The 12,028-nt window shown below is 67.2% G+C and carries 7 protein-coding genes and 1 pseudogene; 2 read left to right on the top strand and 6 right to left on the bottom strand.

Annotated features, from left to right (window positions below; translation table 11 throughout):
- Positions 1-72 precede the first annotated feature (72 nt).
- A complete protein-coding gene (locus tag J2X58_RS08825; RefSeq protein ID WP_090052338.1) occupies positions 73-402 on the top strand; it encodes a lipid-A-disaccharide synthase N-terminal domain-containing protein in 330 nt (109 codons plus the stop codon).
- Between the two features lie 30 nt (positions 403-432).
- Here J2X58_RS08825 and metH read toward each other — a convergent pair whose 3' ends face one another.
- From metH to J2X58_RS08810, 3 genes are read right to left on the bottom strand one after another with little or no spacing between them, the layout of a single operon-like run.
- Complete coding sequence (metH, locus tag J2X58_RS08820; protein ID WP_310047636.1) at positions 433-3,132, bottom strand: methionine synthase; 2,700 nt, start codon at positions 3,130-3,132, stop codon at positions 433-435.
- Positions 3,129-4,211, bottom strand: coding sequence for a homocysteine S-methyltransferase family protein (locus tag J2X58_RS08815; RefSeq protein WP_090176315.1), 1,083 nt, complete (start codon positions 4,209-4,211; stop codon positions 3,129-3,131). The genes metH and J2X58_RS08815 overlap by 4 nt, the downstream gene beginning before the upstream one ends.
- Entirely contained in the window at positions 4,211-5,149 is a 939-nt protein-coding gene (locus tag J2X58_RS08810; protein ID WP_310047633.1) for a metalloregulator ArsR/SmtB family transcription factor, read from the bottom strand. Before J2X58_RS08810 ends, J2X58_RS08815 begins: the two co-directional genes overlap by 1 nt.
- Positions 5,150-5,294: 145 nt before the next feature.
- Between J2X58_RS08810 and J2X58_RS08805 the strand changes: the two genes are divergently transcribed.
- Positions 5,295-6,479 carry an acyl-CoA dehydrogenase family protein gene (locus tag J2X58_RS08805; RefSeq protein ID WP_310047921.1) on the top strand — a complete coding sequence of 395 codons (1,185 nt, stop codon included), beginning with the start codon at positions 5,295-5,297 and terminating at the stop codon, positions 6,477-6,479.
- 416 nt (positions 6,480-6,895) lie between these two features.
- Here J2X58_RS08805 and J2X58_RS08800 read toward each other — a convergent pair.
- The 3 genes and pseudogenes from J2X58_RS08800 to J2X58_RS08790 form a co-directional block, all read right to left on the bottom strand.
- Positions 6,896-10,057 (bottom strand): annotated as a pseudogene (locus J2X58_RS08800) (multidrug efflux RND transporter permease subunit); the annotation flags it as partial.
- 12 nt (positions 10,058-10,069) lie between these two features.
- Positions 10,070-11,296 (bottom strand): efflux RND transporter periplasmic adaptor subunit, encoded by a 1,227-nt coding sequence (locus J2X58_RS08795; RefSeq protein ID WP_090052349.1) that lies wholly within the window; start codon positions 11,294-11,296, stop codon positions 10,070-10,072.
- On the bottom strand, positions 11,293-11,949 hold the full coding sequence (locus J2X58_RS08790; protein WP_090052351.1) for a TetR/AcrR family transcriptional regulator: 657 nt from the start codon (positions 11,947-11,949) through the stop codon (positions 11,293-11,295). Before J2X58_RS08790 ends, J2X58_RS08795 begins: the two co-directional genes overlap by 4 nt.
- Between the last annotated feature and the right edge of the window lie 79 nt (positions 11,950-12,028).

The raw sequence follows: 12,028 nt of genomic DNA, 5'->3' as shown, positions 1-12,028 counted from the left end.
TATGACGAGCCCGCTAAGGCATCCTCACGGCCTGTCGCCTAGAATGCACCGATCGATCGCCCGGACACCGCCATGCACGAAGCCCTCGCCGACCTTCACCTCCTGACCCTGACCCCATGGAAGATCATCGGTCTCCTGGGCACGTTGCTCTTCACGGCGCGCTGGTTCGTCCAGTTCTACGCCACGAAGAAGAACAAGAAGGTCACGGTGCCCATGTCCTTCTGGTACCTGTCGGTAAGCGGCAGCGTGCTCACGCTGGCCTACTTCATCTGGGGCAAGAACGATTCCGTCGGGATCATCCAGACCGCGTTCCCGATGCTCGTTTCGTTCTACAACGTGTTCGCGCACCTGAAGCACCGGGACAAGCAGGAGACGGTGAAGCCGGGTGGGGCGGAGGACTGAGCGCAGGCCCACAAAGCCGGGCCCCGGCCCTCAGTCCGGGTCGTAATCGAGATACGGCGCGAGCCAGCGTTCGGCCTCGGTGCGATCCCAGCCCTTGCGCTTCGCATAGTCCTCGACTTGCTCGCGCGTGAGGCGGCCCACGACGAAGTACTGGCTGTCCGGGTGCGAGAAATACCATCCCGAGACGGCCGCCGTCGGATACATCGCGAAACTGTCCGTGAGTTCGATGAACGTGTGCGCCGTGGCGTCCAGCAGGTCGAACAGCGTGCGTTTCTCGCTGTGTTCCGGGCACGCGGGGTAGCCCGGGGCAGGGCGGATGCCGCGGTAGGCCTCGGAGATAAGCGCCTCGTTGTCCAGGGCCTCGTCCGGCTCGTAGCCCCAGAACTCCTTGCGGACACGCTCGTGCATCCGCTCGGCGAAGGCTTCCGCCAGGCGGTCCGCCAGCGCCTTGAGGAGGATCGACGAGTAATCGTCGTGCACCGCCTCGAAGCGCGCGACGTGCGCGTCGATGCCGATGCCGGCGGTGACGGCGAAGCCGCCGACCCAGTCCTCGACACCGCTGTCGCGCGGCGCGATGAAGTCGGCCAGGCAGAAATCCGGCCGCTCGACGGGCTTGTCGGCCTGCTGGCGAAGATGGCGCAGGGTGGCGACCGGCTTGCGCTTGGCGCTGCCGGGCTCGGCGTACACCTCGATATCGTCGCCGACCTGGTTGGCCGGCCAGAAGCCGATGACGCCCTTCGCCGTGAGCCATTTCTCCGCGATCAGTCGATCGAGCATGGCCTGCGCGTCGCGGTAGAGCTCCGATGCCTGCGTGCCGACGACCTCGTCGGTGAGGATGGCCGGGAACTTGCCCGCCAGCTCCCATGCGTTGAAGAACGGCGACCAGTCGATGTACGAGCGCAGCTCGGCAAGGTCGTAGTCATCGAAGACCGTCACGCCCGGCGTGCGCGGCACGGGTGGCGTGTACGCCTGCCAGTCGCCCTGGAAACGCTGCGCGCGCGCCTTGGCGAGCGGCACGAGCTGCTTGCCGGTGCCGCGGCTCTTGTGCCGCTCGCGCACCTCGGCATACTCGGCGCGCACCTTCGCCATGAACTCGTCGACGAGGTCCTTGCTGACCAGCGACTGCGCCACGCCCACGGCGCGCGAAGCGTCCTTCACCCACACGGTGGGCGACTTGTAGTGCGGTTCGATCCGCAGCGCGGTATGGGCGCGCGACGTCGTCGCGCCGCCGATCATCAGCGGGACCTGGAAGTCCTGCCTCTGCATCTCGCGCGCGACCTGGCTCATCTCCTCGAGCGAGGGCGTGATCAGGCCCGAGAGGCCGATGATGTCGGCGTTCTCGGAACGGGCGACGTCCAGGATCTTCTGCGTCGGCACCATCACGCCGAGATCGATGACCTCGAAGTTGTTGCACTGGAGCACCACGCCCACGATGTTCTTGCCGATGTCGTGGACGTCGCCCTTGACCGTGGCGAGCACGATCTTGCCGTTGTTCTTGCCCGCGTCGCCGGAGCGGAGCTTCTCTTCCTCGATGTACGGAATGAGGTGCGCCACGGCCTTCTTCATCACGCGGGCGGATTTCACCACCTGGGGCAGGAACATCTTGCCCGCGCCGAAGAGGTCGCCGACCACGTTCATGCCGGCCATCAACGGGCCCTCGATGACGTCGAGCGGCCGCTTCGCCGCGAGGCGCGCCTCCTCGGTGTCCTCGACCACGAACTGGTCGATGCCGTGCACCAGCGCATGGCTGAGGCGCTCGACCACCGGCTTCTCGCGCCAGGCGGCGGATTCGACCGCGACCTCGCCCTTGCCGCCCTTATAGCGGTCGGCGATCTCGAGGAGACGTTCGGTCGCGTCGGCGCGGCGGTTGAGCACCACGTCCTCGACGCGCTCGCGCAGCTCCTCCGGCAGGTCGTCGTAGATCGCCAGCGCGCCGGCGTTGACGATGCCCATGTCCATGCCCGCGGCGATCGCGTGGTAGAGGAACACGGAATGGATCGCCTCGCGCACGGGGTTGTTGCCGCGGAACGAGAACGACACATTGGAGACGCCGCCGGAGACGTGCGACGACGGGAAGCGCTTTTTCAGCTCGCGCGTGGCCTCGATGAAGTCGACCGCGTAGTTGTTGTGCTCCTCGATGCCGGTGGCGATCGCGAAGATGTTGGGATCGAAGATGATGTCTTCCGGCGGGAAGTGCACTTCGTCCACGAGCAGTTCGAAGGCGCGCGAGCAGATCTCGATCTTGCGCTCCTTCGTGTCCGCCTGGCCGACTTCGTCGAACGCCATCACCACCACGGCGGCGCCGTACTGGCGGACCTTGCGCGCGTGTTCGAGGAACGCTGCCTCGCCTTCCTTCATCGAGATCGAGTTGACGATGCCCTTGCCCTGCATGCAACGCAGGCCGGCCTCGATCACGCTCCACTTCGACGAGTCGACCATGATCGGCACGCGGGCGATGTCCGGTTCGGACGAGATCAGGTTCACGAAGCGCGTCATGGCGGCCTCGGAATCGATCAGGCCCTCGTCCATGTTGATGTCGATGATCTGCGCGCCGTTCTCCACCTGCTGGCGCGCGACCTCCACCGCCTCTTCGTAGCGGCCTTCCTTGATGAGCTTGCGGAACTGTGCCGAGCCGGTGACGTTCGTGCGTTCGCCGACGTTGATGAAGTTCAGGTCGGGCGTGATGACCAGCGGCTCGAGGCCGGAGAGGCGCGTATATCGGATGCTCATGCGGCTTGCGCGTCGTCCTTCGGCACACGCGGCGCGTACGGCGCCACGGCGGCGGCGATGGCCGCGATGTGGGCCGGCGTGGTGCCGCAGCACCCGCCGACGATGTTGATGAGGCCTTCGGCCGCGAAGCTCTCGATCGTGGCGGCCATGGTCTCGGGCGTCTCGTCGTACTCGCCGAACGCGTTGGGCAGGCCGGCGTTCGGATGCGTGCTGACGGCCGCGCCGGCGATGCGGGAGAGCATCTGCACGTGCGGGCGCAGATCCTCGGCGCCCAGCGCGCAGTTCAGGCCCACGGACAGCGGCTGGATGTGCTCGACGGAGTAGAAGAACGCCTCGGCGGTCTGTCCGGACAGCGTGCGGCCCGAGCGGTCGGTGATCGTGCCGGAGATCATCACGGGCACGCGCGCGCCGAGCTCGTTGAAGAGTTCGCTGAGCGCGAACAGGGCGGCTTTCGCGTTGAGCGTGTCGAAGATGGTCTCGACCATGATCGTGTCGGCACCGCCTTCGATGAGCGCGCGCGCGGCCTCGATGTAGTTCGCCTTCAGCTCCTCGAACGAGACGTTGCGGTAACCCGGGTCGTTGACGTCCGGCGAGATCGACGCCGTGCGGCTCGTGGGACCCAGCACGCCGATGACGAAGCGCGGGCGGTCCGGCGTGCGCGCCGTCATGGCGTCGCAGGCTTCGCGCGCGATGCGCGCGCCCTCGCGGTTGAGCTCCGGCACCAGATGCTCCAGGTGGTAATCGGCCTGGCTGACACGGGTGGCGTTGAACGTATTGGTCTCGATGAAATCCGCGCCGGCTTCGAGATAGGCCTCGTGCACGCCGCGGATGATGTCCGGCTGGGTCAGCAGCAGGAGGTCGTTGTTGCCTTTCAGGTCGCACTCGCCCGGATGGTCGTGACCGTGGTCGTGCGTGCTGTCGTGGCCGCCGGCGAAACGCTCGCCGCGGTAGCCGGATTCGTCGAGCCGGTGGCCCTGTAGCATGGTGCCCATGCCGCCGTCGAGGATCATGATGCGTTCCGCCAGCCCTTTCTGGATCAGGGCGACGCGGTCGGGGTGGAGCCAGGGCAGCGTGCTCATCATGCGTCTCCTTGGGGCTTGCGCGCGAGGAGGCTGACCACCTCGAAGTGCGGCGCGCGGCGTTCGCGGCTGAGGCGCTCGCAGCTGACCACCTCGAGGCCGGCCTTGCGGGCCAGCTCGGTCAGGCCGTCACAGGTGAAGCCGAGGTTGCGGTGATCGAACGGTTCCACCACGGCGCGGTGATCGTGTTCGCCAAGCGTCGAGGCCAGCACGCGACCGCCCGGCTTGAGGACGCGGGCGACCTCGTCGAAAACGGTCTGCGGCCGGTCGGAATAGGTGAGGGCGTGGAGCAGCAGGACAAGGTCGAACTGGCGGTCGCCGAGGTCCAGCGCGTGCATGTCGCCCGTGCGCACATCGACGTTGGAGAACGCCGAAAGGCGCTGGCGCGCCGCGTCGGCCACGCGTTCGGAACTGTCGATGCAGACGATGGAATGGGCGTGGGGCGCGAGCAGCTCGGCGGTGACGCCGTCGCCCGATGCGATGTCGAGGACGTCGCCCGTGGTGAGCAGCTGGAGAAGCGAACGGGCGAGCGTCTCCCACGTGCGGCCGGGCGAGTAGTGGCGTTCCATGTCGCCGGCGACGGTGTCGGCCCAGCCTTCCGCGCGGGCTCGCTGGGCCAGCACGGCGGGGAGGCGTTCGGCGTCTTCGCGCAACAGGGCGTCGCTCAGCGTGTCGCGAAGCGAGGCGACGAGTGCCACGAGGGTCGGATCGGCCTCGACATTGGCGCGGTAGTAGGCGGAGACGCCGGCGCGGCGGTCGCGGACGAGCTCGGCTTCCTTAAGCTTCGCCAGGTGGGTGGACACCCGGGGCTGGGCGAGGTGCAGCACGGCGGCCAGTTCGGCCACCGTCAGTTCCTCGCGGTCGAGCAGGGCGAGAAGCCGGACACGGGTTGGATCGGCCAGGAGCCGCAGCACCGTGGAGGCCGTCGACAGATCCATCCAACATCCTTATATCGCGATATAGAGATACGTAGGATGGGGCCGACGCGCGCGTGCGTCAAGCGGACATGTTGCAGTGCAGGGAGGCTTGTCGCCGCACGGTCGTTAGAATGGCGGGCTCGATTCCACCAGACTTTGCCGGCTCATCGGACCGGCGCGAGGAACACCCATGGATTTCCGTTTTACCGACGATCAGCTGTCGATCCAGTCCATCGCCCGGGACTTCGCCCAGAAGCGCATCGCACCCGTCGCCGCCGAACTCGACGCGAAGGGTGAATTCCCGCTCGAGAACATCCGGGAGATGGGCCAGCTGGGCCTCATGGGCATCGAGGTGCCCGAGGAATACGGCGGCGCGGGCATGGACCCGGTGGCCTACGTGCTGGCCATGGTCGAGATCGCCGCCGCCGATGCCGCCACGTCCACGATCATGTCGGTGAACAATTCGCTGTTCTGCAACGGCATCCTGAAGTACGGCAACGAAGCCCAGAAGCAGACGTACGTTCGCGCCATCGCGTCGGGCGAGGCGATCGGCGCCTATGCCCTCACGGAGCCGCAGTCCGGGTCGGATGCCTCGAACATGCATACGCGCGCCGTGAAGAACGCGGACGGCGACTGGGTCATCAACGGCAAGAAGAGCTGGATCACCTCCGGTCCGGTCGCGCGTTACATCGTGCTGTTCGCCGTGACCACGCCAGGCATCGGTGCCCGTGGGGTGTCGGCGTTCATCATCGACACGAAGCGCGAGGGTTTCCTCGCGGGCAAGACGGAACCGAAGCTCGGCATCCGCGCCTCGGCCACGTGCGAGATCGAGTTCCACGATTACGTCTGCCCGAAGGAAGACCTCCTAGGTGACGAAGGCAAGGGCTTCGGCATCGCCATGGGCGTGCTGGACGCCGGCCGCATCGGCATCGCGTCGCAGGCGGTGGGCATCGCGCGCGCCGCGTACGAGGCCACGCTGCAGTGGTCGCGCGATCGCAAGGCCTTCGGCCACCCGATCGGCACGTTCCAGATGACGCAGTCCAAGATCGCCGACATGAAGTGCAAGCTGGACGCGGCCCTCCTGCTGACGCTGCGCGCGGCGTGGACCAAGGGTCAGGTCGAGAAGACCGGCGGCCGCTTCGGCACCGAGGCTTCGATGGCCAAGCTGGTGGCCTCGGAAGCCGCGATGTGGATCACCCATCAGGCCGTGCAGATCCACGGCGGCATGGGCTATTCGAAGGAAATGCCGCTGGAACGCTACTTCCGCGACGCGAAGATCACCGAGATTTACGAGGGCACGAGCGAGATCCAGCGCCTCGTGATCGCGCGGGCGGAAACCGGCCTGCGCTGATCGCCCCGCGCTCCTCCTGTAGGAGCGGACCTGGCCGCGACGGCTCTTCGCCCCGGTCATCAAGCTCGCGCGCCAGTTCCGGGGTGATCGCGAGAAGATGTCGCGGCCAGGTCCGCTCCCACCATGTCGCTTGATGGGAGCGGACCCGGCCGCGACGGCTCTTCGCCCTGGTCATCAAGGTCACGCGCCAGGTCCGGTCCCGCAAAAAAAAGCCCGGCTTTCGCCGGGCTTTTTCGTTACGGTCGATCCGTTCCGCGTCGCGGGTCCGAGTCGAAGTGGGTGACGTCTCCCACATTCGGCGCGTGCGGCACGATGGTCGTCGACGGGTTGCCACCGCCTGACGGACCGTTCGAGGGGCCGCCGTGCGGGCCGTCGCCGTCCGGATCGTGGCCGGGCTTCGGCATGTTGTGCGACACCTCGTCGAGCTTGTCGCCCAGCAGGCGGCGGACGCTGACGTAGAAGACCGGGATCAGCAGCAGGCCGAGGAACGTGGCGAAGAGCATGCCGCCGATGACGCCCGTGCCGATCGCGTGGCGGGAGTTCGCGCCCGCGCCGGTGGAGATCGCGAGCGGGAACACGCCGAGGATGAAGGCCAGCGACGTCATCAGGATGGGGCGCAGTCGCAGGCGGGCGGCCTCGATGATGCCCTCGCGCAGCGTCTTGCCTTCCTGCTGCTGTTCGACCGCGAACTCCACGATCAGGATCGCGTTCTTCGCCGCCAGACCGATGACGGTGATCATGCCGATCTTGAAGTAGATGTCGTTCGGCAGGCCGCGGAGCATCGAGAAGACGACGGTACCGAGGATGCCGAGCGGCACCACCAGCAGCACGGAAACCGGGATCGACCAGCTTTCGTACAGGGCGGAGAGGCAGAGGAACACGATCACGACCGACAGCGCGAGCAGCAGCGTGGACGAGTTGCCGGACAGGATTTCCTGGTAGGACTGACCGGTCCAGTCGTAACCGAAGCCCTTGGGCAGCTTGTCGTTGACGATGCCTTCGACGATGCCCATGGCCTGGCCGGTGGAGTAACCCGGCGCTTCGTTACCGACGATTTCCACCGCGGAGTAACCGTTGTAGCGGTTGAGCGTCGGCGCGGCCATCGTCCACTTCGAACTGACCACCGTCGACAGCGGGATCATCGCGGCGTCCAGGCCGGTCGAGGCGCTGGCCACCGTGCCGCCCGTCGCGGTCGACGACGTCGAGGACGACGACGAGGAGGCGAGGCCGCTCGGGGTGAAGATGTGCTCGAAGGCGTCGGTGCCCATGCGGTAGGGCGCGTCGGCCTGCAGCATGACGCGCTTGACGCGGCCGCCGTACTGGAAGTCGTTGATGTACACCGGCGCGAGCGTGAGCTGGATCGCGGTGTAGATGTCGCTGACGGACAGGCCCATCGACTGCGCCTGCGTGCGGTCGACCTGCAGCTGGAGCAGCGGCGCGTCTTCCAGCGTGTTCGGACGGATGCCGACCAGCGCCTTGTTCTGCGACGCGGCGCCCAGCAGGATGTTGCGCGCCTGCTGAAGTTCCGCGCGCGACTGGCCGGCACGCGCCTGCAGGTACATGTCGATGCCGCCGAACTGCGACAGGCCACGGATCGTCGGCAGGTTCACCACGAAGATCGTGGCGTCGCGCACGGCCTGCATCTTGCCGTTCATCTGCTGGATGATCTGCGTGGCCGTGAGGTCGCGCTGGTCCCAGTCCTTCAGGCGGATGAAGTTCATGCCGACGTTTTCGCCGGAGCCGACGAAGCTGAAGCCGGAGATCTGGAACACGCCCTCGACCGACGGATCCTTGAGGATGATCGACCGCATGTCGGTCATCACCTTCTCGGTACGGGCGATGCTCGAACCCGGCGGCAGCTGCACGATCGCCAGCGCGTAGCCCTGGTCTTCGTCAGGGACGAAGCTGGTGGGCAGGCGGACGAACAGGAAGCCCATCACCACCGCGATCAGCACGAACACCACCATCCAGCGGGGGGCGTGGCGCACGGCGCTGCTGATGTGGCCCGAATAGGTGCCCTGCACCCAGTCGAACACCTGGTTGAACTTGCGGTAGACGATGTTCTTCTTGTGGTCGTGCGTCGGCTTGAGGATCGTCGCGCACAGCGCCGGCGTGAACGACAGGGCGAGGAAGGCCGAGAAGCCCATCGAGACCGCGATCGTCAGCGCGAACTGCTTGTAGATGATGCCGGATGCGCCGGGCTGCAGCGCCGACGGCACGAACACCGCGGCGAGCACCACCGTGATCGCGATGACCGCGCCGGTGATCTGGCCCATGGCCTTGCGCGTGGCTTCCTTCGGCGAAAGCCCTTCCTCGGACATGATGCGTTCGACGTTCTCGATCACGACGATCGCGTCGTCGACCACGATGCCGATCGCCAGCACCATGCCGAACAGCGTGAGCTGGTTGACGGTGAAGCCCAGCGGCGAGAGGCCGAGGAACGTGCCGAGCAGCGCCACCGGGATGACGAGCGTCGGAATGACCGTGGCGCGGAAGTTCTGCAGGAACAGCAGCATCACGAGGAAGACGAGGATGATCGCCTCGACGAGGGTGTGCACCACTTCCTCGATCGAGATCGTCACGAACTTCGTCGTGTCGTACGGCGCGAACCAGGTCACGCCGTCCGGGAAGCTCTTGGCGAGCTCCGCCATCTTGGCGCGCACGGCGTTGGCGACGTCGAGCGCGTTGGCGCCCGGCAGCAGCTGCACACCGAAAGAACCGGTCGGGGTGCCGTTCCACTGCGCGTTGAAGCCGTAGGTCTGCGGGCCGAGCTCGACGCGCGCGACGTCCTTCAGGCGCACGACCGTGCCGTCGTTGTTGGCGCGCAGGATGATGTCCGAGAACTCCTCGGCCGAGGTGAACCGGCCTTCGGCCGACACCGTGGCGCTGAAGCCCTGGCCGTCCACGGCCGGGTCGGTACCGATCGAGCCGGCGGCGAACTGGACGTTCTGCGTGCTGAGGGCGTTACGCAGGTCGGTGGCCGAGAGGCCGTAGCCGCGCAGCTTGTCCGGGTTCAGCCAGACGCGCATGCCGTACTCCGAACCCAGCTGGCGCGTGCTGCCGACGCCCGGGATACGGGCGATCTGGTCGAGCACCTGCGACGACACGATGTCGGTCAGGCGGTTGCCGTCGATGGTCGGGTTCGACGATGTCAGCGCCACGAACATCAGGAAGTCGGGGTTGGACTTGGCCACCACGACGCCCTGCTGCGTCACTTCCGAGGGCAGGCGGGGCGTCGCGAGCGACACCTTGTTCTGCACCTGGACCTGCGCGATGTCGGGGTCCGTACCGGTCTCGAAGGTCAGCGTCACGGTGGCCGTGCCGCTGGAGCTCGAGGCGGAGCTGAAGTAGAGCAGGTGGTCGATACCGGTCAGCTGCTGCTCGATGACCTGCGTCACGGTCTTCTCGGTCGTGTCCGCGCTCGCGCCCGGGTAGGTCGCCGTGACGACGACCTGCGGCGGTGCGATGTTCGGATACGACTCGATACCCATGTTGAGCAGGGAGATCGTGCCGCACAGGCTGATCAGGATCGCCACGACCCACGCGAAGATGGGGCGGTCGATGAAGAAACTCGGCATGACGAAACTCCCTTACTGCCCGGCCGCGGCGTGGGGTGCGCCGGCGGCGGTCGACGCGCCGGCCGGAGCGGCCTGCGCGGGCGATGCCTTGACCGGGGCGTTTTCCTTCGCCTTGGGCAGGCCCTGGACGATGATCTGGTCGCCCGGCTTGAGGCCGCCGGTGACGATCCAGTTGGGGCCGACGATGCGGTCGGTCTTCACCGAGCGATGGACGGCGGCCGACGGGATCGTCTTGTCCTGGCCCGTCTGGGGATCCTTGACGTGGCCCTCGCCGACGACCATCACGTAGGCGTCGTTGGCGTCGCGCAGCACCGCGGCCTGGGGCACCAGGAACACGTTGTGCAGGTCGCCGAGCGTGGCCTTCACCGTCACGAACTGACCCGGCAGCAGGCGCTGGTCCGGGTTGTTCAGCAGGGCGCGCAGGCTCACGGTGCCGGTCTGCGGATTGACCGTGGCCGACGAGAAGTCGAGCGTGCCGGCCTCGCCGAAGTCCGAGCCGTCCGGCAGCATGATGCGCACGGTCGTCTGGTCGGTCGGCGACAGCGTCGCGGCGCCGGCCGCGGCGGCGCGGCGCATGGCGTCGAGATCGGAGACCGAGACGCTGAAGTTCACGTAGACCTTGTCGAGCTGGTCGACCTGGGTCAGCAGCGTGGTTTCGTTCTGGCCGACGAGGGCGCCCTCGGTGACCTGCTGCTGCCCGGCGCGGCCGTCGATCGGCGAGACCACGTCGGTGAAGCCCAGGTTGATGCGGGCGGACTGCACGTTGGCCTCGGCCTGCTTCACGGCGGCGTCGGCCGTGCGCTGGTTCGCCTCGGCCGTGTCGAGGTCCTGGCGGGACACGTAGTTCTTGCCGATCAGGCCGCGGGCGCGGTCCGCCTGCGCCTTGGCGTTGACCGCCGAAGCACGTGCGGAGGCGAGCTGCGCGAGCTGGGCGTCGAGCTCGGCCTTGAGCGGCTGCGGGTCGATCTGGAACAGCTTCTGGCCCGCCTTGACGTCGGTGCCTTCGTCGTAGAGGCGATGCAGCAGGATGCCGGGCACGCGGGCGCGGACGTCCGCGGTGCGGAACGCGGAGACGCGACCCACCTGGTCCTGCACCAGCGGCGCGTTCTGCGGCTGGACGGTGATCGTGCCGACTTCGGGCGGCGGCGGCTGCTGGGGAGCTTCCTGCTTGTGGCAGGCGGCGAGCGCCGCAGCGAGGCCGAGGGCCAGCAGGGACGAGCGCAGGGGCAGGGGATTCATGGGGACTCCGATCCTTTTCCGGGTTTCTTGTTCGTTCGCGCCCCGGCATCCGGGTGGATGTCGTAAGCGTGCATAAATACTGTTACCGCGTGGCGGGCCCACGCGTCCTGTGCCTTCTGACCCCTCGCGCGCATTCCGAACAAACGCCGGTCGCCTTCGAGCCCATGCAGCATGGACAGGAACAGCTCCGCGGCGACGTCCGGGTCCTCGGCGCGCATGCGTCCCTGTTCCATCGCCTCGGCCATGCAGCGCGCCAGCCGGGTCGCGACGGTATCGATCGCGGTCCGGAAGAACGTCCGCGCCGCCGCGGGAAAGCGCGGCGCCTCGGCGATCAGCATGCGACCCAGCGCCACGTGCGCGTGGTCGATCACGTAAGTCTGGTGCGCCCTGGCGAGTGCATGGAGCATCGAGGCCAGGCCGGCGCTCTCCGGGGCGAGGCTGGCGTGGAGCGGCAAGACCAGTTGTTCGACGGCGGCGTGGAACAGGTTGTCCTTATTGTCGAAATGCGCATACACGGTCTGCTTGGACACGCCCGCCTCGCGTGCCACGGCGCCCATGCTGACGCGATATCCGTCGCGCAGGAAAAGCGCGCACGCCGCCTGGAGCACCCGCTGCTGGTGATCGGAAGCGGGGCGGGCATCCAGGTTCGACATTTCGCATACCTGCTGGACTATACCGTCCAGTTTAGAATCTCCGCCGGACCATCGTCAACGGTCATGCCACGCATTCGCA

This window comes from Luteibacter sp. 3190, assembly GCF_031456385.1.
Classification (GTDB): domain Bacteria; phylum Pseudomonadota; class Gammaproteobacteria; order Xanthomonadales; family Rhodanobacteraceae; genus Luteibacter.
The sequence above is the reverse complement of the archived record's forward strand: the minus strand, read 5'-3'. Positions and strand labels throughout refer to the sequence as shown.

Coding starts and splice junctions, on each gene's coding strand:
- J2X58_RS08795 (WP_090052349.1), bottom strand. CDS start 11,296: ATGAATCCCCTGCCCCTGCGCTCGTCCCTGCTGGCCCTCGGCCTCGCT.
- J2X58_RS08825 (WP_090052338.1), top strand. CDS start 73: ATGCACGAAGCCCTCGCCGACCTTCACCTCCTGACCCTGACCCCATGG.
- J2X58_RS08790 (WP_090052351.1), bottom strand. CDS start 11,949: ATGTCGAACCTGGATGCCCGCCCCGCTTCCGATCACCAGCAGCGGGTG.
- J2X58_RS08815 (WP_090176315.1), bottom strand. CDS start 4,211: ATGAGCACGCTGCCCTGGCTCCACCCCGACCGCGTCGCCCTGATCCAG.
- J2X58_RS08810 (WP_310047633.1), bottom strand. CDS start 5,149: ATGGATCTGTCGACGGCCTCCACGGTGCTGCGGCTCCTGGCCGATCCA.
- metH (WP_310047636.1), bottom strand. CDS start 3,132: ATGAGCATCCGATATACGCGCCTCTCCGGCCTCGAGCCGCTGGTCATC.